We start from the raw sequence: 23,904 nt of genomic DNA on the forward strand, positions 1-23,904 counted from the left end.
TCGTGGCAGCGGCGCCCTCTCGCCTCGGTGACGCCGGTCGTGGCAGCGGCGCCCTCGCGCCTCGGTGACGGCGGAGACGCGCTGCCACGCGCCTCGCGATCGGCAGCGCTGACGGCAACGGGTGGCGGGTGATGCCCACCCGCCGCATCGGAGAGGTCCTCGGGACCGGCCTGTCGAATCCATGCCCGGCAGTTCGGCATGGCATCAGATTGGATTCGCCGGCCACGCGCCCCGGCTCCCCTGCGCCCCCTCCGGAATATGACGATCGCATGACGGAACCTCACGATCTCATGACGTTTCTCAATCGCGGTCGTCATATTCGCACGATCGGCCACAACGGACCTACCAGTCCGCAGGGCCGGCGAAAAACCGGCACAAAAGCTTCATGATCGCCTGAATCAGTCCCGTCTGTGAGCGGCGAACCTGCTCCGCCTGCGCACACACGTCCGAATTCACAGCCCCGGGCGCGCATATTCCTGTGGTCAATTCCACAGTTCCTCAGGTTGCGACTGGAATCCCGCCGATGACGTCGGTAGGTTCTCGGGCCAGCCCTTGCGGTGCGATGAATGTGACCGATGTTGATATCGACGGACGAGACACGAAGATGTGACCGCCGGCGCGATCCGCCAGCGGTCGTTATCGGAGAGGGGATCGTGCCCGCACTCAGAGTGAAGTCGCTCTACAAGATCTTCGGCAGCCGCACCGACGAGGCGATGCGACGTCTCGCCTCCGGCGCGCCCCGCGCCGAGGCGCTGGCCGGGCTGCCGGCCACGGCGGCCGTGATCGACGCGAACTTCGAGGTACGCCCCGGCGAGATCTTCGTCGTGATGGGCCTGTCCGGCTCCGGCAAGTCGACCCTCATCCGCATGCTCAACGGCCTGCTGCGCCCCACCACGGGCAGCGTGCGGGTCGACGGGGTCGAGTTGACCACGTTGAAGCCCGCGGCGCTGCGCAAGCTGCGACGGGAGAAGATCAGCATGGTCTTCCAGCATTTCGCGCTCATGCCGCACCGGACTGTGCTGGAGAACGCCGGCTACGCGCTTGAGGTCGCCCGGCTACCGAAGGCCGAGCGGCGCGAGCGCGCCCTGAAGGCGCTGCGCATGGTCGGGCTCGAGGAGTGGGCGGACAAGCTCCCCCGCGACCTGTCCGGCGGCATGCGTCAGCGGGTCGGGCTGGCCCGCGCGCTCGCGGCCGGCACCGACATCCTGCTGATGGACGAGGCGTTCTCCGCGCTGGATCCGCTCATCCGCCGGGAGATCCAGGACCAGCTCCTCGAACTCCAGGCCGAGCTGGGCAAGACCATCGTCTTCATCACCCACGACCTCAACGAGGCCATGCGGCTCGGCGACCGGATCGCGGTGATGCGGGACGGCCGGATCGTCCAGATCGGCACGGCCGAGGAGATCCTCACCGACCCGGCCAACGACTACGTCGCGCAGTTCGTCGCCGACGTCGACCGGACCCGGATCCTGACCGCCGCGTCGGTGATGGAGAAGCCGCACCAGGTCCTGGACGTCAGTGCCGGTCCCCGGGTGGCCGCCAAGGCGCTGCGCGAGAGCCAGACCTCGGTGATCTACGTGACCGGGCCGATGAAGAAGTTCCTCGGCACCGTCACCGAGGACGAGGTGCTTCGGGCGCTGCGCGAGGGTCGGCAGCGCCTCGACGGGTACGTGTCGACCGAACGGGTCCGGACGGTGACCATGGACACGGCGGTGGCCGACCTCTTCGCCGACTGCGCGCAGAGCCAGCACCCGGTCGCCGTCCTCGACGACCGGGGGCGCCTGGCCGGCGTGATCCCCCGGATCACCCTGCTCAGCGCCCTGTCCAGCGCGAACCCGGAGGGTGGGTCCCCACCGCCGCCCCCGGCGGACCTGCCGGCGCGCTCCGAGGTCGAGCTGGTCGCCACGGAGGGAGAGCCGGCATGAGCACGACGCGGTCCCCGCTCGACGACTGGCTGCCCCGGATCCCGCTCGGCGCCTGGACCGAGGCCGCCGTCGACTGGGCCACCCGCACCCTGGGCCCGGTCTTCGACACGGTATCGGCCGTGGTCGAGGCCCTCGTCCGCCCGCTGGAGGAGCTGCTCACCGGCGTACCCGCGGTGGCGGTCGTGCTGGTCCTCGCCGGGCTCGGCTGGTGGCTGCGCGGCTGGAAGTTCGGGCTCGGCAGCGCCGTCGGCCTCGGCCTGGTGGCCGGGATGCCGTACTGGGAAGAGACCATGAGCACGCTCGCGCAGGTGCTCGTGGCCAGCGTGCTCGCCCTGGTGCTGGCGATCCCGCTCGGGGTCTTCATCGCGGAGAACCGCCGGGCGTCGGCCGTGGCCCGGCCGGTGCTGGATCTCATGCAGACGCTGCCCGCGTTCGTCTACCTGATCCCCGCGATCTTCTTCTTCGGCATCGGCACGGTGCCCGGCGTCCTGGCCACGCTGGTGTTCAGCATGCCGCCGGGCGTACGCCTGACCGAGCTCGGCCTGCGCCAGGTGGACCGGGAGATCGTCCAGGCCGCGGAGTCGTTCGGCGCCCCGCCCTGGATGGTGCTGCTGCGCACCAAGCTGCCCCTGGCCCTGCCGACGATCATGACCGGCGTCAACCAGGTGATCATGTTGGCGCTGTCCATGGTGGTCATCGCCGGCATGGTCGGTGCCGGCGGCCTCGGCGACGTGATCATGTTTGCCCTCTCCCAGGTCGAGGTGGGCAGCGGCTTCGAGGGCGGGATCGCCGTCGTGGTCCTCGCCGTGGTGCTCGACCGGCTCACCGACTCCGTGGGCGACCGGTTCCCGGCCGCGCGGGCGCAGCGCCTCGCGCGACAGGCCGCCTGACCGTCGCCCTCCGCCGGCGTCTCCTCTGCCCGCGTACGCGGGCCGCCGGCTGCCACCGATCAGGAAGGAAGATCGTGTTCAACACCTTGAAACGAGTCCTCGCCGTCGCGGTGACCGCCACCCTGGCCCTGGGTGCCGTCGCGTGCAGCGAGAAGTCGGACGGCCCGTCCGGCAGCGACAAGAAGATCACCATCGGCTACATGGCCTGGGACGAGGCGATCGCCGTCTCCCACCTGTGGCAGCACATCCTCGAGGAGAAGGGCTACCAGGTCCAGCTCAAGAACCTGGAGGCCGGTCTCGTCTACGGCGGGCTCGCGAGCGGCGACATCGACTTCTTCCTCGACGGCTGGCTGCCCCAGACCCACGCCTCCTATCTGGAGAAGTACGGCGACAAGCTGGAGAAGCTCGGCGTCTGGTACGAGGGCGCCAGCCTGAGCATCGCCGTTCCCGCGTACGTCGAGGGTGTCGAATCGCTGGCGGATCTGGCCGGCAAGGCCGACACCTTCGGTGGGGAGATCATCGGCATCGAGCCGGGCGCCGGCCTGACCAAGGCCACCCAGGAGAAGGTGCTGCCCGGGTACGGCCTGGACGGTGCGATGAAGCTGAAGACCTCCTCCACGCCGGCCATGCTGGCCGCGCTCGACGGCGCGATCACCGACAGGAAGCCGATCGTGGTCACCCTGTGGCACCCGCACTGGGCGTACGCCAAGTACGAGCTGAAGGACCTGGCCGACCCGAAGGGCACCCTGGGCGCGGCCGAGCAGATCAACACGTTCGGCCGCAAGGACTTCGGCAAGGACTTCCCCGAGGTGACGAAGATGCTCCAGCAGTTCAAGATGGACAGCCAGCAGCTCGCCTCGCTGGAGGACCTGATGTTCAACACCCACAAGGGTGACGAGAAGAAGGCCGTCGAGGAGTGGCTGAAGGCCAACCCCGACTACCTGAAGGCGCTCGCCTGACCGTGGGCCCAGCCCGCATGGTCGGGGCCCGCCGCATCGACGGGCCCCGGCCATGGGCTTCGCGCGCGATTTCGCTCAGCCGTACCCGAGTCAGGACCCGTCGCGGACCTCCCCTCCGACGGTGCGCCGAGTCGGACCGCCCGCCTCGACCGGCGTCCGGTCGCGCGACAGTTCGCGCAGGGCCGCCCGGTCCGACCCGGCCGGCGGGGCCGGCCAACGCGCGCCGACCCGTACCGTTCTTGCGGCACCGACGTTCACCGCAGGGTGAGCGGGGTTTCGGATCCGACGCGGGCGAGCTTCTCCGGGTTGCGGACGTAGTAGAGGCCGGTGATGCCGGCGTCCTCGACACGGATCGCCATGACGCCGTCAACCTCGCCGTCCAGGCGTACGAGGAGTGCCGGGTTGCCGTTGACGACCGTCGGTTCACCGGTGAATGTGCCTCTCACCTTGCCCAGGCCACCGAGGAACATGCGGGCCACGTTCTCCGCGCCGAGGATCGGCCGCAGCGCGGCCTGCTTGACGCCGCCACCGTCGCCCACCAGCACGACGTCAGGGGCGAGCACGTCGAGGAGACCCTGCAGGTCCCTGCCTTCGACGGCGCGCTGGAACGCTCCCAGAGCCGCCCGGGTCTCGCTCGGGGAGACCGCCCGGCGGGGGCGGCGGGCATCGACGTGCCGGCGGGCGCGGTGCGCGATCTGGTGGACGGCCGCAGGGCTCTTGTCGACGGCGGCCGCGATCTCGTCGTAGCTGACACCGAAGGCCTCACGCAGCACGAAGACGACGCGCTCGGTCGGCGACAGCGTCTCCAGGACGATCATGAGCGCCATCGACACGCTCTCGGCGAGCGCGACGTCCTCGACGACGTCTGGCGCGGTGAGCAGCGGCTCGGGCAGCCACGGACCGACGTACGCCTCCTTGCGACGTTGCACGGCACGCAGCCGGTTGAGCGCCTGCCGGGTGGTGATGCGGATCAGGTACGCGCGCTGGTCGCGCACGTGCTCCGCGTCGACCTTGATCCACCGCAGCCAGGTTTCCTGGAGGACGTCCTCGGCGTCGGCCGCCGAGCCGAGCATCTCGTAGGCGACGGTGAAGAGCAGGTTGCGGTGGGCGACGAACGCCTCGGTCGCCCGGTCGGTGGCGTGGCTCAATTCTCGACCCTTCTTCCTCGCTGCGGTGCTGGTCGCTGACGGCTCTCGCTCGCGCGAGGCCCTGGTCCTGTCTGCGCTGCTGCCGGCGCTTCGTCGTCAGGCGGCGAACGGCTCGACGACGAAGCGCCCCCACGCGATGAAGACGGCGAGCGCGACATAGCACATGTTCACCGCTATCAATGTGAACTGACCGAGGCGGTAGTGGATGACCGCCGCGCCGAGCATGAGCAGGACCCAACAGACGGCGGTCACCGGCACCAGGAACGGTGCGACGTGGAGCACGGCGGGCAGGACCAGGCCAGCCGCGGCCAGGAGTTCGAGGATCCCGATGCTCCTGACGAAGCCGGCGCTGGCGTGTCCGGTCCATTCCCCGCCCTTCAGCGCAGCCAGTTTCTCCTTGGGTACGAGCGTCTTGGTGATGCCGCCGGTGAGGGAGACTGCCGCCAGCAGTCCGGCAGCAATCCACAGAGCGAGGTTCATACGGTTCGTCCTGCCTCGGGTAGGTGACTGGTGGCCGTTCGGCGGGGCAGCGCCTGGCCGCGCCTGGCCCGCAGCACCTCCTGGCGCTTGTCGTCCCCGACCCAGGTGAGCGAACCCGGTCTGCGTGCCTCGTCCGCCAGATGCTTGACGGTGTGCTTGCAGACGAACTCCTTGAGCCGCGCGCCCGGGCCGCCGCCGATGTACCACCCGTTCGCGGTGTCGTCCCTCGAGGCGAACTGGAAGATTCCGGCGCGCCGCCCCAGGCTGATGCACTGGCCGAAGAACCCCAGGGCGATGGGCGTCGGCTGCTCGCCCGCGATCCGGGCCAGCACGGTGTCGGCGGCGTGCGCGCCGATCCTCGTGGCGGCCTGGCAGCTCATCCGGAAGGGCAGGTCCGACGGAGCCGCCGAATCTCCGGCGGCGACGATGCGCGCGTCGTCCACGCTGGTGGACGTCTCGTCGGTGAGCAGGCGGCCCAGCGCGTCGGTGGTCAGCCCGCTGCGGCCGGCCAGGTCCGGCACGCCGAACCCGGCGGTCCAGATGGTCACCTGGCTCGGCAGCGTGCGTCCGCCGTCGAGTCGCACGGCGTCGCGGGTCACCGCCGTCACCCTCGCGCTGGGTCCGTCGAGCACGGTCACCCCGAGCCTGGCCAGCCGCCTGGCGACCGAGCGCCGACCCCGCGGGTGCAGATACGGGCCGAGCACGCCGCCGCAGACCAGGGTCACCGTTCGGCCCGCCTCCGCCAGCTCGGCGGCGGTCTCGATGCCGGTCGGGCCGGCGCCGACCACCGTCACGGGGGCCGTCGCCGGCGCGGCGGCGACGACCGGCCGCAGCCGTCGGGCCTCCTCCAGGCTGGCGATCGGAAAGGCGTACTCGGCAGCTCCGGGCACGCCCGGGTCGGCGCTGCCGCTGCCCACCGCGTAGATCAGGTAGTCGTAGCCCACCGTGTCGCCGGTCGCCAGCGTCACGGTGCGCTCGGCCGCGTCGATCAGGGTCACCGCGTCGACCACTGGTCGGACGCCCTCGGCCAGGACCTCTCGATAGTCGACGACCGCGTCGTCGGACCCGCCCACCAGTTGGTGCAGGCGGATCCGCTCGACGAACACCCGGCGCGGATTGATCAACGTCACGGCCGCGTCGTCGCGCCGCCTCAGCCGATTGGCCGCCATGACGCCGGCGTACCCGCCGCCGATCACGACCACGTCAACGTTCCCAGTCATGGCGTCTCCTCCGTCTTCAGGGATTCAGCCTCAAGACACCGCGCGACCGACCGTTCTGACATCGTGTGAGGTACGCCACTGTCGAGTCGCTGGTTCGATGGCGGAGGCAGGCGATGCTGGAGCGGTGAACGTCGACGACGGTGGCGAGGAGCGTCCTCGGGTGGGGGTGCCGGGGCGACTGGCGGCCTTCCTGCTGGGTGCCACGGGGGCGATGGGCTACAACCTGCTGAGCACCACGGTGGGCTACCGGGGGGTTGCGGTCACGCTGGCGGTCGGGGCGGTCCTGGCGGCCGCCAACTGGGTTCGGGGGTTACCTCCGCGGGCGCCGCTGGTTCGCTACGCCCTCCGGGTGCTGCTGGCGCTGGCACTGGTGGCGGCGGTGGTCGCGATGACGACCCCACGAGGGTTCGCCGGCCCGGCGGTACTGCTCTCGGCGGGGTTGGTCGCCGCAGCCGTGGTCATCCCCGCCGACCTCGTCGTCGCCGGGCTGTTGGCCTTCCTCACGGCGTTCGCGGGGCTGGGGTTGGCGTTCGTCGACGTCGGGCTGGCGGAGATGAGAGACGGCGATGCCTCGTTCGGTGCCGCCTTGGTTGCCGCCGGCGTGCTGCTCGGCCTCCAGGTCCTCAGGGCGGGCAGGAGCAGTGTGACGGCCGGCGGCCCTGCTCGGTCGCCGGAGCGGAGCGGGGCGCCCGAAGGGGGCATCCGAGCGCACCGCCTCGGCCAGGGCCGCGCTGGTCAGGTGACCGGGCGGACAGACGAGTGGGTCTTCCGGGGTACCCACCTGGCGTCGACGATCGGCGGCGTGGTGTTCATCGGCGGCGGGACGGCGGTACTGGTCCGCGACGGAGCCACGTTCGGCCTGGTCATCGCCGCCTTCGGGCTGGGGCTCGTGGCCTGCGGGCTGGCGCAGCTGCTCGGCAGCGTCACGCTGTGGGGCGTGGCGGCCGTCAGTGCCGGTGCCGCGTTCGCCGGCACCGGGCTGGGAGCGTTGCGCGACGACCAGGTGGTGGCCGGTGCGGGCATGATCGGCGTGGGGCTGGTTCTCGTTCCCGCCGGTGGGCTGATGATCCTGCACCAGGTGGGAGTGGATCGGGTGCTCCGGTGGCTGGGACGTCTGACCAGCGAGCCGGCCGCGACGCCCGGCACCGGGGCCGCTGCGGCGGGGCGCGGGCCGAGCGACGGCATCGACCGTCGGCCAGGCACCAGAACCCCCTGAGTCGCGCCCGCGCGTCAGCCGACGCGGACCTCGGTCGAGGGCGCCGGTGTCGCGGGGGTCGGGCCGTGACACTGGTGGTCGCCGGCGTTGTCGGGGTCGAGGAGGTCCTCGTACACGCCGACCTTGAACCTGATCAGGTCCAGGCACTCGGTCAGCTTGCCGATCTGGGTGGTGACGCTCGTCTGGTGCTCGCGCATGAGCGCGAGTCGTTCCTCCTCGTTTCCGGCTCCCTGCCTGACGAGGTCGGCGTAGCGGCGCAGGGCGGGCAGGGGCATGCCGGAGGCGCGCAGGATGATGCAGACGGTGAGCCAGTCCACGTCATCCTGGCTGTAGACGCGGCGCCCGCCGGGCCCGCGCCGCACCGGATTGACGAAAAGGCCCTCGTGCTCATAGAAGCGCAACGCGTGCACGCTCAAGCCGGTGCGTTCGGCGACCTGCCCGATGCTCAGATTGGTGGTGACCTCAGCCATACCGCTCAGGCTAGTGGCTTGACCTAGAGTCGACTCCAGCTCCTAGGGTTCCCCGTGCGATCGACGCTTCTGTCGCCTCGTGCAATCACGGCTGAACCAGTAAGGAAGCAGCACCATGCGCTATCGCACCCTCGGTGGGACCGGCATCGAAGTCAGCGCCTACTGCCTCGGGACCATGATGTTCCAGGATGGCTTCAACTCCGACCACGACGATTGCGTCCGCATCATCCATGCCGCCCTCGACCAGGGAATCAACTTCGTCGACACTGCCGACATGTACGGACAGGGCGAGTCCGAGGAGATCGTGGGAAAGGCGCTGCGGGGGCGCCGTGACGACGTCGTACTGGCCACCAAGGTGCACTTCCAGATGGGCGAGGGCCGCAACCGCAGTGGCAACTCGCGTCGTTGGATCATCAGGGCGGTCGAGGACAGTCTCCGGCGACTGGACACCGACTGGATCGACCTCTATCAGGTCCACCGCCCCGACGACTCGACCGACATCGAGGAGACGCTCTCGGTACTCAGCGACCTCGTCCATCAGGGAAAGATCCGCGCCTTCGGCTGCTCGACGTTTCCCGCCGAAGAGATCGTGGAGGCGCACCACGTCTCCGAGCGTCGCGGCCTCGGCCGTTTCCGCACAGAGCAGCCGCCGTATTCGATCCTGGCCCGCGGCATCGAGGCCTCGCTCCTGCCCGTCTGCCAGCGCTACGGAATGGGCGTGCTGGTCTGGAGCCCACTGGCCTTCGGGTTCCTCACCGGCCGGTACCGTAAGAACCAACCCATCGACCTGTCGACCGGCCGTCCCACGATCCGGCCGGCGCTGTTCGATCCCGACAACGCGCAGAATGCCGCCAAGCTCGACGCCGTCGAACACCTCGTAGAACTCGCGGAGAACATCGGCTGCACCCTCCCGCAGCTGGCCATCGCGTTCACCGTTGCCCACCCCGCCGTCACCTCGGCGATCATCGGGCCGCGGACCATGCCGCAGCTGGAGGATCTCCTCAAGGGCGCCGCGCTCATCCTGGACGATGCGACCCTCGACAGGGTCGACGAAATCGTGCCGCCCGGAACCAACCTGTACAACCCCAACGCTCTGGTGCCCCCGCGTTCACTCACCGACACGGCGCTGCGTCGCCGCCCGCTCACCGACCGCGCGGCCGCGTGAGCTGATTGCGGCGGGCTGGATCTCCGGCGCGAGGGAGACGGGGCGTCCCCGTCTCCCTCGCGCCCCCTTCGAGCCTTCCGGTTCGGGCTCGGCCACGCTCGGCCGACGATGTGCCGCAGTTCCTCCCGGCAGCGGTGGTGGAGGATCCGCGCCTGGCGGCAGTGTCCGCAGTATGTCCGAGCGCCGTCGTCACCGACCGCGGCTGTTTCGCGGGTCAGGCCGGTCTTCCGCGCCGGATGACCGCGACGCCCTTGCCTTGAGCACACGGCCACAGGTCCAGGTGGTGGCGGAAGTGCGGACCCGGCTCGATCGCATACGGCAACGTCGGTGCCGGTGGCGGGCCGGACGGCAGGTAAGAGATCCGGAGCCGGTACCGCCCGGCCGGGATGTCCACCCGGTGCTGCGGCCCGGGCACCTCCATGCATCCGAAGACGTGCACGACGCCGCTCGGCACGGCGAGGTCCGCCTCCACGATGTGTTCGGCATCAGCCGACAACGGCGGGTCGGCGAGGTGCACCTGCAGGGCCGTCTCGACGTGGTCGCTGCGGGCCGTGCCGATCGCGATCGAACACGGGCCGTCCGGGCCGATGCGCCATACCTCGACCGCCTCCTCCGACCACGCCTCCGGCCAGTCGTGGTCATCGTCCTCCTCGGCCGCGACCTGCCCGTCGACATCCTGGATGTAGAACTGGGCGTGATCGGCGAAGACGACGGCACGGCGTACCTGATCCACCGCCGAAGGCTATCGGCTGGCAACTGTGGCCGGCCGGCGGCACCGATCGCGTCGGCGCGGTGTGCGGCCGCCACGCGTCAGGCGGCGAGTTACGCTCGCAGCCCTCACCGGTCGATCCGGATCCAGTGCTCCGCGATCTTGTTTCCGTCCCGTCGGGCGTGCGGTCTGTGCGTGCCGTCACCGGATGACACGGGCCGCGCTGCCATCGTCGCTGGTCTCGCCGACGTCCACCGCGGCCCCGCGTGGCCGCAGGGGCTATTGGCCGCTGCGCGTCCCTGGGGCAGCGGCCAGCGGGTCGCCGACAGGGGCGGGGTGGGCGACCATCCCGCCCCCCGTCGCGCTACGCCGGACGCATCAGCGGCGACACGATCGCCTGCGCGGTCGCCTCGGCGCGCGCGGCCAGGCCCGGGATGCTTGTGGTGATGAACGATCCGCCTCCGGCAAGGTCGCCCACCGCATACCACCGGGGGTCAACGTGCCCGGAGACCATCAGCCGCCCGGTCGTGGGCTCGATGTTCAGCCCGCCGTCGGGGTGGAGTTCGGCGGTCCCCGCGGTGAGCATCGACGCGATCACGGCCTGGGCGCCGTCGGGGATCGAGTGCGGTGGCGGGTTGACGGCGTTGATGACGACGTCGGCGCTCCGGACGCTGCCGTCGGTGAACACCCGGAAGCCGCCGTCGCCGGGCTCGATCTTCCGCAGGCCGGGGATCACGGCCAGTTGCCCCGTCTCCAGCAGTTCGAGCATGGTGGCGGCGTTGCCGGGCACCATCGGAGAGCTGAGGCTGGCGATCGCGCGGAAGTACCGGCCGCGCAGGACGTCGCGATCGGACTGGCGCAGCAGACGCCAGGCGTGCGGCCCGACGACGTGCACGGCCTGCTGGAGGAGGCGGCGACCCATGCCGGGCGAGTCGATCAGCGACAGGTGGCGCCGCAACCGCCCGATCGGATCCTCCGAGTTGGTCGCGCGCACCTCCTCGGCGAGCTCGGCCAGGTCCGGGCCCAGTTCGACGTCCAGCAACGACCACAGGTGGTCGAGCGTCAAGGCGCCGTGCTCGCGGGCGAGGGCCGCCAGCCGGTCGGTGGTCAGGTGAGCCATCGTGACCCTGGCCGGTCGCTGCCACACGGCCGGCAGCACTCCAGCGCGGGACAGCAGACTGATCCGCCCCGTGTGGCCACGGGCCGCCAGCGAGGCGACGATGTCGACCGCCGTGAGGCCGCTACCGACGACTGCGACATCCCGCTCGGGCGCGACGTCGGCGAGGGTGGTGGCCAGCGGGTAGGGGTCGCGGACGAATCCGGGGCTGCCACCGAGCCCGTAGTGGTCCTGCGGGACTCCGCACCCCACGGCCAGCACCGCGACGTCGACCAGGTGACGTCGTCCGGTGTGGGTGACCAGCGTAGGCCGGTCCGCAGGGAGGACGCCGGCCACGCGCTCGCGTACGACGTCGGTCCGCCACCCGAGCCGCCGCAGACCGGCCAGGGCGGATTCGGCGGTCTGCTCCAGGTAGCTGCCGTACACGCCACGCGGAACGATCGGCTGGCCGAGGCGCCGGTCAAGATACGAGCCGCCCTGGTCGGCGAGCCACCGGCCGTAGTGTCCAGGGTCGCCGTGGCTGGCGGACATGATCATCGGAGGGGTGTTGACCAACACCGACTCCAGGTCCGGCGCGAAGGCGCGCCCTCGCCACAGGTACGGCGACGGCTCGAGGATCGTGAGCGCGCCCGGCTCCCGCGCAAACCGGGCCAGCGCGTCCAACAGCCCTACCGTGGACGCTCCCGCCCCGATGATTCCGATCTCCATGTGTGCCACCCCTTCACGAGTCCTTGATCGCCTCGTCACGACTCTCGCCGCCACGGCCCGTGTCGCCCATCCCCCGCCGACGGGGCGCCGGGCGAGGCCGAACCCCCCAAACGCGGGGTGGGACACAGTTGCGAGCCGAGGCAGGCTGGGTGGTCGACTGCCCGAGAGGAGACTGGATCGTGCGCCACGACCCGATCGCCGAGGCGACGGACTCCCTGGAGCTCTTCACCCGGGTCTCGGCCCGGCTCCGCGAGCGCGTCGTCTTCGACGCTGCCGTGTGGTCGGTCACCGACCCGGAGACCGGACTCGTCACCGCCCCCATGTGGGTGCAGAACCTCGACGGCGGCGCGCAGTGCTACGCCTACTGGGAGTGCGAACTGCTGGAGGAGACCGTCATCCCCTTCCGCGAGCTGGCTCGCTCGGTCACCGCCGCCGGCGCGTTGCGGTGGAACACCGGCGACCTGCCCGGCCGCAGCGCACAGTACCGGCGGCTGCGGGGCCAGGGTGTGATCGACGAGCTCCGGGCGGTGTTGCGTGCCGGCGGCAGACCGTGGGGTGTCGTCAGCCTGTTCCGGCGCACGGGACGGGCACCCTTCGGCCCGACCGACATCGATGTGGTCGCGGGCCTGTCCGCGCCCCTCGGCGCGCGGCTGCGCTCCTTCGCCCGCCCGTCCGCCGCGCCGGCGCTCGGCGGGCCGACCGCACCCGGCATGATCCTTTTCGCCCTCGACGGAACCGCCACCTCGATCAACGAGGAGGCCCGGCACTACCTCGCCCTGGTGCCGGACGGACCGACCGAGCCGTCGGCCCTCGGCATTCGTCTCCCGGTCTGCGTCGTCGTGACGGCGGCGCAGGCACGGGCGGTCGCCGCCGAACGGGACGGGCGGACCGCGCGGGCGCGCATCCGTACCCGCGACGGCGGCTGGCTTGCCTGCCACGCCTCGTGCCTCAGTGGCCCCGACGACCGCCCCGGCCCGACGGCGCTCATCATCGAGCCGGCCCCCGCCTCCGACATGGCGCCGATGATCGCCGACGCCTACGGCCTCTCCCCCCGCGAACTGGAGATCGCCCAGCACATCGCGCGCGGCCTCGCCACCACCGACATCGCCGCGGCGCTGTTCATCTCCGCGCACACGGTCCGCGACCACGTCAAGACGATCTTCGACAAGGCCCAGGTCTCCAGCCGGGGTGAACTCGTGGCCCGCATGTTCACGGAGAACTACTGGCCGCTGCGCGACCGCCCCGGCGCCACGACCTACGGCCCCGTCTGACCGACGGTCCCGGGCTTCGACGGACGACCGGAGACGGTGCCACCGGGCGCCCGCCGGGCGGTGCGACGCAGCGGGCCCGTCAGTGCACCGCGCCCGCGCCGCCTCGTGGTCACGGCGTCCTCGGCGGCGGCAGCGGATGCAGACCGGGCGACTCCACGACCGGCACCGGCCGCCCCGGCGGATCGTCGCCGTCCTATGGCGCGTCGACGACCTCGCGGCCGAGGGGCCAGAACGCGGCGGGGACGAGCTTGAAGTTGGCGACGCCGAACGGGATGCCGATGATGGTGACGCAGAGCGCGATGCCGGCGAGGATGTGGGACAGGGCCAGCCACCAGCCGGCGAGCACCACCCACAGGACGTTGGCCAACCCCGACGCGACCCCGGCGTCGGGCCTGGCCACGACGGTGCGGCCGAACGGCCACAACGAGTAGACGGCCAGGCGCAGCGACGCGACGCCGAACGGGATCGTGATCACCAGGACGAAGCAGATCAACGCGGCGATGCCGTAGCCGGCGGCCAGCACGAGCCCACCGCCGAAGACGAGCCACAGCACGTTGAGCGCAAACCGAATCATGTCTGCCAGCATGACCGTACCGCGCCAGCCCGCGGCTGGCAGAGCCGTCTGCCGCGGGGAATTACCCCGCCGACGCACCGATGGCGGGGTAATTCTTTCCGGGTGACCCGGTCAGCTCTTGATCGACGGGCTGTAGTTGTGGTACTTGTACACACCGTTGCGCGACGCCCAGATGTGCACCCGGATCGGGATGTTCTCGGCCGTGTTGTAGTTGCAAACGGTCATGCCGCCGTTGGTGTTGCTCGTGCTGGTGTCGTCGAAGCATGGGGTGCTGTGGTTGACCCACCGCTTGACGCCCTTGCTGTCCGGCACGTACTTCTGGATCTGCGCCCGGACGCCCCAGCCGTCGGCCTGCATGTCCTCCACCCGCAGGATCTCGCCATTCGCGTAGAGCTTGGCGCACCCACCGTTGATCCGGTCGTCGGGGGCCTTCCAGCACGCCCACGCATACCCGTTGTTCGCCGCGGACGCGGCGCCCGGGATGGCGACGACAGCCATGCCGATTCCGGCGCCCAGCGCCACGGCGAATCTGACGGCCTTTTTGATCATCTTGCCTCCTCCTGTCGGCCGCGGACAAGGCTGCGCCCAGGCCACGGCGGCCGTTCGAGCAGCGGTTCCGGCCCTGCGGTGGCTGATCCCTGCTCGATTCGTTCGCATGATTGTTTCGACCACTGTGGACGTTCACCAGGAATCGTCGGAGAGCTTGAGACAATCTTGAGGGTGGGAGACTTGTCGGCGAGCCGGGTGTTCAGCATGGCTCCGGCCGCGCCGTAGCGAAGCGACCCGGACGCGCCGCACGTGACGGCCGGTTCGCCCGCGTTCCCGGGTCCTTGCGGTGCACCCGTGGCATCGGCGGAAAGGAAAAGCGGGCGAAGCGCGCCCAGGTGCCCGTGAAGAGGCGATCCTCCACGACACCGGGCGAAACTTCACCCGCATCCTCAGTGCATCAGTTGTTGGAGAACGACCACAGGTAACTGAGCGGCATGGTGGCATAGTTCTGGCGATAACCAGCGTTGACCGTCTTCCTGCCGGCCTCACTCCAGTCGAAGTTGCACCTGGCCCAGGAGCCGTGCCCGTGCGTGTTGCGGCAATACCGGTATGCCAGGCCGCGTTCGCTGTCGATGCGCGCCATCGCCGAGCGGCCGTCGGCCGAGCCGTCCCTGACATAGACGTGGTCGCCGTTGTAGTCGAGGCAGACGCTCGTCGAGGCATAGGTGGCGGATTCGGTCATGCACACGCCGACCGGACCAGCAACCTTGACGCCGGTCTGACACGACGCGGACGAACTCTCACACCCGACGAAGTACGGGTCACCACCGGCCATGCTCGGCTTCGGCGCGACGAACACGGCAACCGCCGTGGCCACGAGGGCGAGGGCCGCAGCCTGGCCCCGGCGGCTCCTGCCGACCCGCACTCCCGTTACTCGGGCCGGCAACCGCTTTACGAGATCCATCAACACGATCCTCTCATCCAGGGACGCGACTGCGATCATCCTTCCAACGAATGCCGGTGAACGATCACGATCATCGGTCGCCTTGAACAAATCTTGAGCCGTCGAAGCGTCAGTCGACTGTGGGCCGCCGGCAACGAATGCCTGCCACCCTCGAACGTCGAGCGGCCGGCACCGGGACGGTGCCGGCCGCTCCCGACGTGACCCCCCGGCGCCCCCAGCGGAGCCGTGTGCGGCTCGGTTCGGTCGGCCGAGGCCCACCCCGAACAGTCGGCGGCGAGCCGCTCGACCAGGGAGCGAGGGATCAGGGTCCTCCACGGGTTGCCGGGTGAACGTGGGTGGGCCGCGTCAGCGTTGCAGCGTCAGCACACCGGGCCGGTAGGGCAGGAGGCCGTAGTCGCCGCCGGAGTTCGGGGAACGTCCCTGGTACAGCAACCGCAGGTCGCAGGGGTCGACGGTCATGGTGTGGTCGGCGTTGGCGCGGATCAGCTCGCCGTGGCTGATGTCGTTGGTCCAGGTCGCGCCGCTGTTGGCCTTGCCGGCGAAGGGGTTGCTCTCGGTCGCGGCCTGCGGCGTCCACGAGCCGCCCAGGCTGGTGGCGGTGAACGAGCGGAAGTAGCGGCCCTGGGAGCCGATCGCCTCGACGAGCATGAGGTACCGGTTCTGCCCCTGGAGCTTGTAGACCTGAACCGCTTCGAACAGGTTGTTCGTCGAGTCGCTCATGATCACCGTCGAGGTCGAACCGAAACTGCCCGGGAAGTTGCCGATGGGCATGCTGGCCCGGTAGATCCTGCCGTTGTCCCCGGCGAAGAACAGGTACATGTTCGTGTCGTCGCCGATGAGCGCCTGGTCGATGGGCCCGGTCGGGGAGTTGGCGATGCTGCCGGTGAACAGCGCCTGGGGCGCCGACCAACTGTTGACGTTGGTCGGGTCGGTCGACGTCCGGTAGGAGAACGCCGGTCCACCCCACTGGTAGGCCAGCACCCAGACGTTCCTGGGCGCGAAGTAGAACAGCGTGGGCGCGACGGCCGCGAACGGCATGGCGTTCTGGCTCGCCGACGCCATTTCCGACCAGTTGGTGAAGAGACCGAAGTTCATCGAGCCCCACGTCGTGCCCGTGTCGTGCGTGGTGGCGTAGACGAGTTGCCTGCCGTTGTAGGGGGCGTGGGTGAAGTCCTTGAGCGAGACCCAGCCCGACCTCGGGTTGGCCAGTACGCCGGTGGACGTCCAGCGGTACGTCGACGGGAGGGCGCACGTGCCGGGCGGCGGGGTCGTCGGGGTGCCTCCGCCGTCGACGCGGACGAGTTGCCACTGCTGGTTGGCGCCATTCCAGTCGTCGTACTGCACGACGTTTCCACCGTCGGCGGTCGACGCGCCCTGCACCTCCATCGCCTTGTTGCTGTGCCGGCTGATCATCCGAACGTGGCCGCCGTCGGAGTCGGCCAACCGGAACTGCTGGTTGGTGCCGTTGTGGTCGGTCCACTGCACGATGCCGGCGCCGTTGGCGGTCGACCAGTTGTAGACGTCCAGCACCTTGCCGGACAGCCGCGACCTGAGCCGGTAGTAGCCACCGCCCGAGTCCACGAACTGCCACTGCTGCTGGTTGCCGTCGTTGCGCGCCCACTGCACGATCCGCGCACCGTCGTTCGTGGCCAGGTTGTACACGTCCAACGCCTTGCCGCTGTTGCGGTTGATCAGCACGTACCACGCGTTCGTGTCGACTGTCGCCGCGGTGGCCGGCGTCGACACCACCGCCGCCGCGGCGACACCGACCACGACCGCCGTCACACCGGCGGCGACGACACGCGGCAACCAGGCACGCCGCCGTGACGGCGGCGCGAGCGATGCGGACCTACGGAAGGCAAACATGATCCTCCTCAAGTGACGGACCCAAACGATCTTCGACGACGGGTGCACCGTGACGCGCGAGCGAGGCCCGGCTCGATGTTAGCGCTAACAATGCGCGCACTGGCTGTGCGGTGCACCTGATCCGAGATGACGAAGCGGGCTGCCCGGTAGTCCGCAGACGTCGTTGCCCTTAGCCATCGACTGTGAGCGATAACAGGCCGCCAGTCAAGTTGGGTTTCACCGGCCGGTGGCGTCCCGCTGCCCGTCGGGAGGCTCGTCGGCCGGTGGCCCGGCCGACACCCGGGCCGGTAGAGACGGCCGGCCCCGATGACGCCGGTTCAGCGGTGTGGGGGGCCGGCGACGCTGCGGCGGGGTATCAGCGTCGGGGCGATGGTGTGCCGGCCGGGGTCGGTGGCGTTCGTGTCGATCTGGGCGAGCAGCAGGTCCAGACTTGCCCGAGCGACCGCGGCGAAGTCGGGTCGCACGGTGCTCAGCGGCGGGATGAAGAAGGCCGCCTCCGGCACGTCGTCGAAACCGACCACGCTCATGTCGTCCGGCACCCGCCGGCCGTGCTCGTGCAGGGCGCGCAGCACACCGAGCGCCAGGTGGTCGTTGGCCGTGAAGACCGCGGTGACCTCCGGCATCCGGGCCAGCATCTGCCCGCACCGGTAGCCGGCCGCCGCGGACCAGTCCGCCGGCACCAGCGGTGGGATCTCCGCACCGGCCGCCCGCAACGCCTGCCGCCATCCCTCGATCCGGCCGGCGCTGTCGAACCAGTCCGGTGGCCCCGACACGTGCCACACGGTGCGGTGCCCGGCGTCGAGCAGGTGCTGGGTGGCCATGCGGGCCCCGGCCACCTGGTCGACCGTCACCAGCGGCACCGGCCGACGCGGGTCGCCGTCGACGGTGACCAGCGGAACGTCCTTGGGTAGCCGTTCCAGGGCCTCCCCCGCCGACTCGACCGGCGCGATCACCACGATGCCGGCGACCCGGTGCGTCAGGTGCCGCTCCACCGCCGCCGCGATCGACTGATGGTCCAGGTCGCGGACGCTGCCGACGCTGACAGCGAAGCCGGCCTCCGCGGCCTCCTGCTCAAGGGCGGCCAGCAGCGACGCCGGGCCGTAGAGGGTGGTGTTCTGGGCGACCACGCCGATCACCTGCGACCGGCCGGTAACCAGTGCGCGGGCCGCCCGGTTCGGCCGGTAGCCGAGTTCGGCGATCGCCGCCTGGACCCGCAGCCGGGTCTGCTCGCGCACGTTGGGATGCCCGTTGAGCACACGGGACACCGTCTGGTGGGAGACGCCGGCGAGGCGAGCCACGTCCGTCATCGCAGGACCGCGCATGGCCACCTCACTCTCCCGTCTGCCCTCGACGACCGCGCCAGTGGTCGACGAAGGCGGCCTGGAGGGGACGAAACGTCCGGGCAGCCGCCGCCGTGGTCTCTTCAAGTGGCCGGCGCCGGATCGCCGACAGTCTACGGCAGTGCCGTGGTGGCCAGGCGCGGCCGAGCCCGCCGGTCGAGTGCACCCGTCGGACGGCCCCGGGTCAGAAGCCTCGGGCGAGGCGGTAGTAGGCCTGGTTCCACCGCAGCTCGTCGGCGAAGCGGCTCGGGTCGGTGTCGGCGTCGATGATCAGCAGTTCGGTCCGGCTCATCTCCGCCAGGTCGCGCAGTTCCTCGACGCCCACCGCCTGCGAGAGCACCGTGTGGTGCGGAGCGCCGGCGGTGATCCACGCCTCCGCCGAGCCGGGCAGGTGCGGACGGGGCCGCCAGACCGCCCGGGCCACCGGCAGCCGGCGCAGCGGGTGCGGCGGCGGCACGACGTCGACGACGTTGGCCACCAGCCGGAACCGCTCCCCCATGTCCGCCATGCCCAGCACCACGGCGGGGCCCGCCGCGGCGTCGAAGACCAGCCGTACCGGGTCCTCCCGGCCTCCGATGCCGAGCGGATGGATCTCCACGTCCGGCACGTCGGCGGCGATGCTCGGGCAGACCTCGAGCATGTGCGCGCCGAGGACCAGTTCCTGGCCCGGGGTGAGGTCGTAGGTGTAGTCCTCCATGAAGGAGGTGCCACCGTCGACACCGACCGCCGCCGCCTTGAGCAGCCGTACCAGGACGGCGGTCTTCCAGTCGCCCTCGCCGCCGAAGCCGTATCCGTCGGCCATCAGGCGCTGCACGGCGATCCCGGGGAGTTGACGCAGGCCACCGAGGTCCTCGAAGTTGGTGGTGAACGCCCGGAAGCCGCCCTCGTCCAGGAACGTGCGCAGGCCGGTCTCCAAACGCGCGGCGTACCGCAGGGACCCGTGCCGCGCTCCGCCGGGCCGCAGCTGAGGGTCGACCCGGTAGGTGTCGTCGTACTCCTTGACCAGCTCGTCGACCTGCGCCTCGCCGACGTCGTCGACCACCGCCACGAGGTCGTTGACGCCGTAGGTGTTGACCGACACCCCGAAGCGCAGCTCCGCCTCGACCTTGTCGCCGTCGGTCACGGCGACGTCGCGCATGTTGTCGCCGAACCGGGCGAGCCGCAGCGATCGCACCGCCGACCAGCCGATGGCGGCGCGGGCCCAGGCACCGATGCGTCCGACGACCCGGGGGTCGGTGACGTGGCCGGCGACGGTCTTGCGGGCGATGCCGAGCCGGGTCTGGATGTAGCCGAACTCGCGGTCGCCGTGGGCGGCCTGGTTGAGGTTCATGAAGTCCATGTCGATGTCGTTCCACGGCAGCAGGACGTTCGCCTGGGTGTGCAGGTGCAGTAACGGCGTCCGCAGGGCGTCCAGTCCGGCGATCCACATCTTCGCCGGGGAGAAGGTGTGCATCCAGGCGATCACCCCGACCGCTCCCCGCGTGGCCGCGTCCCGGCACGCCGCGAGGATGTCGGTGCTGGAGGTGAGGACCGGCTTCCAGACCACCCGGACGGGAATGTCCGGGGACGCGTCGAGCTGGGCGGCGATCTGCCGGGACTGGTCGGCGACCTGCCGGAGGGTCTCCTCGCCGTACAGGCCCTGGCTACCGGTGAGGAACCAGACCTCGGGCTGGGGGTGTCTTGCCATGCTGTTGCCTTCCCGGTAGGGGCGGTCACTTGAAGCGGATGCCGATGAGGCGCTGGAGAAGGATGAAGGCGAAGAGCAACCCGCCGATCACGATCCTGGTCCACCAGGAGTTGAGGCTGCCGTCGAACGTGATCAGGGTCTGGATGACACCCAGCACCAGGACGCCGAGCACGGTGCCGAAGACGTAGCCGGACCCGCCGGTGAGGACGGCGCCCCCGATGACGACGGCCGCGATCACGTCGAGTTCCATGCCGACGGCGATCAGCGGGGCGCCGGAGAGCGTGTAGAACGACAGCAGGATCCCGCCGATGGCCGAGCACAGCCCGCTGACCGTGTAGACGGCGATCCGGGTGCGCCCGACCGGCAGGCCCATCAGCAGCGCGGAGTGGGAGTTGCCGCCGACGGCGTACACGGTGCGGCCGAAGCGGGTGTACGCCAGCAGGTACGCGGCGGCCAGCACCACCGCGAACGCGATCAGCACGCTGATCGACACGAAGTTCCCGGCAGGGTCGCCGATTCGCTTCTGCGACATGGCTGTCCAGAAGCCGTCGGTGATGGGGATGGACGCGTCACTGATGAACGTGCACATGCCCCGGGCGAAGAACATTCCGGCGAGCGTGACGATGAACGGCTGGATGTCGAAGAAATGGATCGCGCAGCCCATCAGGAACCCGAGCGCCGGGCCGATCAGCAGCGCGATGACGAGCACCAGTGCCGCGGGCAACCCGTCCTGGAGCAGGGCGGCCGACACCATCGCGGTCATGGCCACCACCGAGCCGACGGACAGGTCGATGCCGCCGGTGAGGATCACGAAGGTCATGCCGACGGCGACGACGAGCAGGAATCCGTTGTCGATGAAGACGTTGAGAACGACCTGGACGTTGGAGAACGCCCGGTACTGGGACACGCCGATGCCGTACATGACCAGCAGCAGGGCGAGGGTGACCAGGACCGGGAGGTGCCGGCGGGGCAGCGTGGGTCGCCAGGCGCGGGCGGTGGCCAGGGAGCTGCCGCTCATGCCGGCACCTGCTCCTTCTTCCGGTGCGGTGCCGCCGGACCGGGTGCGGCTCGTCGGCGGCGGTGGTGGAACCGGGCGCGGAACCCGGGCGACTGGATGAGGCAGACGGCGATGACGACGACCGCCTTGAACAGCAGGGACGTCTGCGGCGAGATGTTCATGGCGTACACCGTGGTGGTGAGGGTCTGGATGATCAGCGCGCCGAGGACCGTGCCGCCGAGGAAGAACCGTCCGCCGGCGAGGGACGTGCCGCCGATGGCCACCGCGAGGATCGCGTCGAGTTCGATCCAGAGCCCGGCGGCGTTGCCGTCGGCGCTGGACACGTTCGCGGTGATCATGAAACCGGCGAGCGCGGCGCAGGCGGCGCTGACCACGTACACCAGGAAGATGACGCGGCGCGAGCGGATGCCGGCCAGTCTGCTGGCCTCGGCGTTGCCGCCGACGGACTCGACGATCAGCCCGAGGGCGGTGCGGCGGGTGAGCGCGGCGACGACCAGGGCCGCAGCGAGCGCTATGAAGATCGCAAGCGGCAGCGTCAGGAGGTGCCCGAGCCCGATCGCCCGGTACGGGCCGGAGTTGATCGTTATGATCTGTCCCTCGGTGATCAGCTGGGCGAGCCCTCGGCCCGCCACCATCAGGATCAGCGTGGCGATGATGGGCTGGATGCCGACGACGGCGACCAGCACCCCGTTCCACATGCCGAGCACGAGCGCGGCACCGAGGGCCAGGGCGAGCGCGGTGAGCACGGTGGAGAGGCTGTTCTGGTCGGGTGACCGGCCGATGTGGAGACAGACGACGGCGCCGCTGACGGCGCAGACCGAGCCGACGGACAGGTCGATCCCGCCGGTGGCGATGACGAGGGTCATGCCGAGGGCGACGAGGATCAACGGCGCGCTCAGCCGCAGGATGTCGATCGGTGTGCCGTAGAGGCGCCCGTCGTTGACCTCGACCGCGAGGAATCCGGGCCGGTGGATCGTGTTGGCGACGATCATGAGGACGAGCACGAGAGCGGGCCAGAACAGCCGGTGGCTGGTCAGCCGGCGGAGGCGGTGGGTGGCGGTGCTCATCGTTCACCTCCTCCCGGTTCCGTCGGCGATGGTCCGCATGACGCGCTCGGCGTCGAGGGTGTCGTCGTTGTCGAGCTGGGCGACCATCGTCCGGTCGCGCATGACGGCGACCCGATGGCTCAGCCGCAGCACTTCCTCCAGCTCGGCGGAGATGAACAGCACGGCCGTGCCCCCGTCGGAGAGCTCCACCACGAGCTTCTGGATCTCGGCCTTGGCGCCGATGTCGATGCCCCGGGTGGGCTCGTCGAGGATCAGCAGCCGCGGTTCGGTGATCAGCCACCGGGCCAGCAGCACCTTCTGCTGGTTGCCGCCGGAGAGGTTGCGCACCGGCACGTCGGGACCGGCCGGCCGGATGCCCAGGGCGTTGACGTACCTCTCGACCAGCTCGTCCTGACGGCGGCGCGGGACGGGCCGCGCCCAGCCCCGCGCGGCCTGCATCGCGAGGATCATGTTCTCGCGGACCGTCAGCTCGGGCACGATGCCCTCCGCCCGCCGGTTCTCCGAGCAGAATCCGATGCCGCGGCCGATGGCCTGCACCGGGGTCCGCAGGGGCGTGCGGCTGCCGTCGATCGTCACGTGGCCGTCGTCGGCGCGGTCGGCGCCGAACAGCAGCCGCGCCACCTCGGTACGGCCCGAGCCGAGCAGGCCGGCCAGCCCGACCACCTCGCCGGGGTGGATGCGCAGGCTGAACGGAGCGACGGCGCCCTTGCGGCCCAGATCCGACGTCTCCACCAGCGGGGTTCCCGACGACCGGGCGGCGACCGGCCGCCTGGGCTGTCGGTCGAGGCGCGCCAGGACGTCGAGTTCCTTGCCGATCATCTTCTCGACGAGGCTCAGTTGCGGCAGCTCCTCGGTGCGGTACTCCCCCACGAGCGTGCCGTTGCGGAGCACGGTGATCCGGTCGGCGATCCCGTACGCCTGGTCGAGGAAGTGGGTGACGAACAGGATCGCGATGCCTTCGTCGCGCAGTTGCCGCATGATCCGGAACAGCTGCGCGACCTCGCCGGCGTCCAGACTGGACGTGGGTTCGTCGAGGATGAGCACCCGCGCCCGCACGTCGATCGACCGGGCGATGGCGATCATCTGCTGCACGGCGAGCGAATACGACCCCAGGGGCGCGGAGACGTCGATGTCGAGGTCGAGGCGGGCCAGGAGTTCCCGCGCCCGCCGGCGCACCTCACCCCAGCGGACGGCGCCGAACCGCCGCGGCTCCCGGCCGATGAAGACGTTCTCCGCCACCGACAGGTTGGTGCAGAGGTTGACCTCCTGGTAGACGGTGCTGACGCCGGCGGCGGCGGCCTGCATCGGGCTGGTGAAGGCGGTCTGGTCACCGGCGAGGGTGACGGTGCCCTCGTCGATGTGGTGCACGCCCGTCAGCACCTTGATGAGGGTCGACTTGCCGGCGCCGTTCTCGCCCATCAGGGCGTGGACCTCACCCGGGAAGAGCCGGAAGTCGACGTCGTGGAGCGCGCGGACCCCGGGGAAGGCCTTGCTGATCCCCGTCATGGTCAGGACCGGACGGCTACCCGTCATCCCATCACACCTTCTCTTCGGCGGTGTCGGCACGGAAACGCGCGGTGTGTCGGGGTCGCCGCCGGAATCGACGGCGACCCCGGCGTCG

At 70.5% G+C, this 23,904-nt stretch carries 22 protein-coding genes; 7 read left to right on the forward strand and 15 right to left on the reverse strand.

Annotated elements, in window-relative coordinates; all coding sequences use genetic code 11:
• Positions 1 to 713 precede the first annotated feature (713 nt).
• From GA0070606_RS01615 to GA0070606_RS01625, 3 genes are all read left to right on the forward strand, one after another.
• A complete protein-coding gene (locus GA0070606_RS01615) occupies positions 714 to 1,925 on the forward strand; it encodes a quaternary amine ABC transporter ATP-binding protein (RefSeq protein WP_425413079.1) in 1,212 nt (403 codons plus the stop codon).
• Entirely contained in the window at positions 1,922 to 2,815 is an 894-nt protein-coding gene (locus GA0070606_RS01620) for an ABC transporter permease (RefSeq protein ID WP_091094721.1), read from the forward strand. The genes GA0070606_RS01615 and GA0070606_RS01620 overlap by 4 nt, the downstream gene beginning before the upstream one ends.
• A 74-nt stretch (positions 2,816 to 2,889) precedes the next feature.
• Entirely contained in the window at positions 2,890 to 3,774 is an 885-nt protein-coding gene (locus tag GA0070606_RS01625; protein ID WP_245724534.1) for a glycine betaine ABC transporter substrate-binding protein, read from the forward strand.
• Positions 3,775 to 4,028: 254 nt separating this feature from the next.
• Here the strand turns inward: GA0070606_RS01625 and GA0070606_RS01630 are convergent, their stop codons facing one another.
• The 3 genes from GA0070606_RS01630 to GA0070606_RS01640 all read right to left on the reverse strand — a co-directional run bounded on the left by GA0070606_RS01630 (position 4,029) and on the right by GA0070606_RS01640 (position 6,622).
• A complete protein-coding gene (locus tag GA0070606_RS01630) occupies positions 4,029 to 4,922 on the reverse strand; it encodes an RNA polymerase sigma-70 factor (RefSeq protein WP_091094722.1) in 894 nt (297 codons plus the stop codon).
• A 96-nt stretch (positions 4,923 to 5,018) separates the two neighbouring features.
• The gene (locus GA0070606_RS01635; protein WP_091094723.1) at positions 5,019 to 5,402 is read right to left on the reverse strand and encodes a DoxX family protein; all 384 of its coding nucleotides are present in this window, start codon (positions 5,400 to 5,402) and stop codon (positions 5,019 to 5,021) included.
• Complete coding sequence (locus GA0070606_RS01640; protein WP_091094724.1) at positions 5,399 to 6,622, reverse strand: NAD(P)/FAD-dependent oxidoreductase; 1,224 nt, start codon at positions 6,620 to 6,622, stop codon at positions 5,399 to 5,401. Before GA0070606_RS01640 ends, GA0070606_RS01635 begins: the two co-directional genes overlap by 4 nt.
• Positions 6,623 to 6,746: 124 nt before the next feature.
• On the opposite strand from GA0070606_RS01640, the gene GA0070606_RS01645 reads away from it, so the two are divergent.
• Complete coding sequence (locus GA0070606_RS01645; RefSeq protein WP_141721499.1) at positions 6,747 to 7,838, forward strand: hypothetical protein; 1,092 nt, start codon at positions 6,747 to 6,749, stop codon at positions 7,836 to 7,838.
• Positions 7,839 to 7,852: 14 nt separating this feature from the next.
• On the opposite strand, the gene GA0070606_RS01650 is transcribed toward GA0070606_RS01645, so the two are convergent.
• The gene (locus GA0070606_RS01650; RefSeq protein WP_091094726.1) at positions 7,853 to 8,308 is read right to left on the reverse strand and encodes a MerR family transcriptional regulator; all 456 of its coding nucleotides are present in this window, start codon (positions 8,306 to 8,308) and stop codon (positions 7,853 to 7,855) included.
• 115 nt (positions 8,309 to 8,423) lie between these two features.
• Between GA0070606_RS01650 and GA0070606_RS01655 the strand changes: the two genes are divergently transcribed.
• Positions 8,424 to 9,473, forward strand: coding sequence for an aldo/keto reductase (locus GA0070606_RS01655; RefSeq protein ID WP_091094727.1), 1,050 nt, complete (start codon positions 8,424 to 8,426; stop codon positions 9,471 to 9,473).
• 214 nt (positions 9,474 to 9,687) lie between these two features.
• On the opposite strand, the gene GA0070606_RS01660 is transcribed toward GA0070606_RS01655, so the two are convergent.
• Positions 9,688 to 10,206, reverse strand: coding sequence for a hypothetical protein (locus GA0070606_RS01660; protein WP_091094728.1), 519 nt, complete (start codon positions 10,204 to 10,206; stop codon positions 9,688 to 9,690).
• Positions 10,207 to 10,546: 340 nt separating this feature from the next.
• A complete protein-coding gene (locus tag GA0070606_RS01665; RefSeq protein ID WP_091094729.1) occupies positions 10,547 to 12,007 on the reverse strand; it encodes an FAD/NAD(P)-binding protein in 1,461 nt (486 codons plus the stop codon).
• Positions 12,008 to 12,186: 179 nt separating this feature from the next.
• Between GA0070606_RS01665 and GA0070606_RS01670 the strand changes: the two genes are divergently transcribed.
• A complete protein-coding gene (locus GA0070606_RS01670) occupies positions 12,187 to 13,278 on the forward strand; it encodes a response regulator transcription factor (protein WP_218105932.1) in 1,092 nt (363 codons plus the stop codon).
• A 193-nt stretch (positions 13,279 to 13,471) separates the two neighbouring features.
• On the opposite strand, the gene GA0070606_RS01675 is transcribed toward GA0070606_RS01670, so the two are convergent.
• The 4 genes from GA0070606_RS01675 to GA0070606_RS01690 all read right to left on the reverse strand — a co-directional run bounded on the left by GA0070606_RS01675 (position 13,472) and on the right by GA0070606_RS01690 (position 17,003).
• A complete protein-coding gene (locus tag GA0070606_RS01675) occupies positions 13,472 to 13,852 on the reverse strand; it encodes a YccF domain-containing protein (RefSeq protein ID WP_091107137.1) in 381 nt (126 codons plus the stop codon).
• 111 nt (positions 13,853 to 13,963) lie between these two features.
• The gene (locus GA0070606_RS01680) at positions 13,964 to 14,401 is read right to left on the reverse strand and encodes a hypothetical protein (RefSeq protein ID WP_091094730.1); all 438 of its coding nucleotides are present in this window, start codon (positions 14,399 to 14,401) and stop codon (positions 13,964 to 13,966) included.
• A gap of 397 nt (positions 14,402 to 14,798) precedes the next feature.
• Positions 14,799 to 15,305, reverse strand: coding sequence for a hypothetical protein (locus GA0070606_RS01685; protein ID WP_141721500.1), 507 nt, complete (start codon positions 15,303 to 15,305; stop codon positions 14,799 to 14,801).
• A 345-nt stretch (positions 15,306 to 15,650) separates the two neighbouring features.
• On the reverse strand, positions 15,651 to 17,003 hold the full coding sequence (locus GA0070606_RS01690; RefSeq protein WP_425413019.1) for a non-reducing end alpha-L-arabinofuranosidase family hydrolase: 1,353 nt from the start codon (positions 17,001 to 17,003) through the stop codon (positions 15,651 to 15,653).
• Between the two features lie 13 nt (positions 17,004 to 17,016).
• Between GA0070606_RS01690 and GA0070606_RS33095 the strand changes: the two genes are divergently transcribed.
• Positions 17,017 to 17,187 carry a hypothetical protein gene (locus GA0070606_RS33095; protein ID WP_245725011.1) on the forward strand — a complete coding sequence of 57 codons (171 nt, stop codon included), beginning with the start codon at positions 17,017 to 17,019 and terminating at the stop codon, positions 17,185 to 17,187.
• A gap of 301 nt (positions 17,188 to 17,488) precedes the next feature.
• Here the strand turns inward: GA0070606_RS33095 and GA0070606_RS01695 are convergent, their stop codons facing one another.
• The 5 genes from GA0070606_RS01695 to GA0070606_RS01715 form a co-directional block, all read right to left on the reverse strand.
• Positions 17,489 to 18,478, reverse strand: a complete 990-nt coding sequence (locus GA0070606_RS01695) for a LacI family DNA-binding transcriptional regulator (RefSeq protein WP_218105933.1) — start codon at positions 18,476 to 18,478, stop codon at positions 17,489 to 17,491.
• A 217-nt stretch (positions 18,479 to 18,695) separates the two neighbouring features.
• On the reverse strand, positions 18,696 to 20,198 hold the full coding sequence (gene araA / locus GA0070606_RS01700) for an L-arabinose isomerase (protein WP_091094734.1): 1,503 nt from the start codon (positions 20,196 to 20,198) through the stop codon (positions 18,696 to 18,698).
• 25 nt (positions 20,199 to 20,223) lie between these two features.
• Positions 20,224 to 21,216 (reverse strand): galactofuranose ABC transporter, permease protein YjfF, encoded by a 993-nt coding sequence (gene yjfF / locus GA0070606_RS01705; protein ID WP_091094735.1) that lies wholly within the window; start codon positions 21,214 to 21,216, stop codon positions 20,224 to 20,226.
• Complete coding sequence (locus tag GA0070606_RS01710; RefSeq protein WP_091094736.1) at positions 21,213 to 22,283, reverse strand: ABC transporter permease; 1,071 nt, start codon at positions 22,281 to 22,283, stop codon at positions 21,213 to 21,215. The genes yjfF and GA0070606_RS01710 overlap by 4 nt, the downstream gene beginning before the upstream one ends.
• A gap of 3 nt (positions 22,284 to 22,286) precedes the next feature.
• Positions 22,287 to 23,816, reverse strand: a complete 1,530-nt coding sequence (locus GA0070606_RS01715; RefSeq protein WP_091094737.1) for a sugar ABC transporter ATP-binding protein — start codon at positions 23,814 to 23,816, stop codon at positions 22,287 to 22,289.
• Between the last annotated feature and the right edge of the window lie 88 nt (positions 23,817 to 23,904).

Source organism: Micromonospora citrea (assembly GCF_900090315.1).
In the GTDB taxonomy this organism is placed as follows: Bacteria; Actinomycetota; Actinomycetes; order Mycobacteriales; family Micromonosporaceae; genus Micromonospora; species Micromonospora citrea.

Excerpts from the sequence above, each read along its gene's own strand:
- GA0070606_RS01620 (WP_091094721.1), top strand. The coding sequence starts at position 1,922 with ATGAGCACGACGCGGTCCCCGCTCGACGACTGGCTGCCCCGGATCCCG.
- GA0070606_RS01680 (WP_091094730.1), bottom strand. The coding sequence starts at position 14,401 with ATGATCAAAAAGGCCGTCAGATTCGCCGTGGCGCTGGGCGCCGGAATC.
- GA0070606_RS01710 (WP_091094736.1), bottom strand. The coding sequence starts at position 22,283 with ATGAGCACCGCCACCCACCGCCTCCGCCGGCTGACCAGCCACCGGCTG.
- GA0070606_RS01650 (WP_091094726.1), bottom strand. The coding sequence starts at position 8,308 with ATGGCTGAGGTCACCACCAATCTGAGCATCGGGCAGGTCGCCGAACGC.
- GA0070606_RS01695 (WP_218105933.1), bottom strand. The coding sequence starts at position 18,478 with ATGACGGACGTGGCTCGCCTCGCCGGCGTCTCCCACCAGACGGTGTCC.
- GA0070606_RS01715 (WP_091094737.1), bottom strand. The coding sequence starts at position 23,816 with ATGACGGGTAGCCGTCCGGTCCTGACCATGACGGGGATCAGCAAGGCC.
- GA0070606_RS01615 (WP_425413079.1), top strand. The coding sequence starts at position 714 with ATGCGACGTCTCGCCTCCGGCGCGCCCCGCGCCGAGGCGCTGGCCGGG.
- GA0070606_RS01655 (WP_091094727.1), top strand. The coding sequence starts at position 8,424 with ATGCGCTATCGCACCCTCGGTGGGACCGGCATCGAAGTCAGCGCCTAC.
- GA0070606_RS01635 (WP_091094723.1), bottom strand. The coding sequence starts at position 5,402 with ATGAACCTCGCTCTGTGGATTGCTGCCGGACTGCTGGCGGCAGTCTCC.
- GA0070606_RS01665 (WP_091094729.1), bottom strand. The coding sequence starts at position 12,007 with ATGGAGATCGGAATCATCGGGGCGGGAGCGTCCACGGTAGGGCTGTTG.
- GA0070606_RS01685 (WP_141721500.1), bottom strand. The coding sequence starts at position 15,305 with ATGGATCTCGTAAAGCGGTTGCCGGCCCGAGTAACGGGAGTGCGGGTC.
- GA0070606_RS01640 (WP_091094724.1), bottom strand. The coding sequence starts at position 6,622 with ATGACTGGGAACGTTGACGTGGTCGTGATCGGCGGCGGGTACGCCGGC.
- araA (WP_091094734.1), bottom strand. The coding sequence starts at position 20,198 with ATGGCAAGACACCCCCAGCCCGAGGTCTGGTTCCTCACCGGTAGCCAG.
- GA0070606_RS01675 (WP_091107137.1), bottom strand. The coding sequence starts at position 13,852 with ATGATTCGGTTTGCGCTCAACGTGCTGTGGCTCGTCTTCGGCGGTGGG.
- yjfF (WP_091094735.1), bottom strand. The coding sequence starts at position 21,216 with ATGAGCGGCAGCTCCCTGGCCACCGCCCGCGCCTGGCGACCCACGCTG.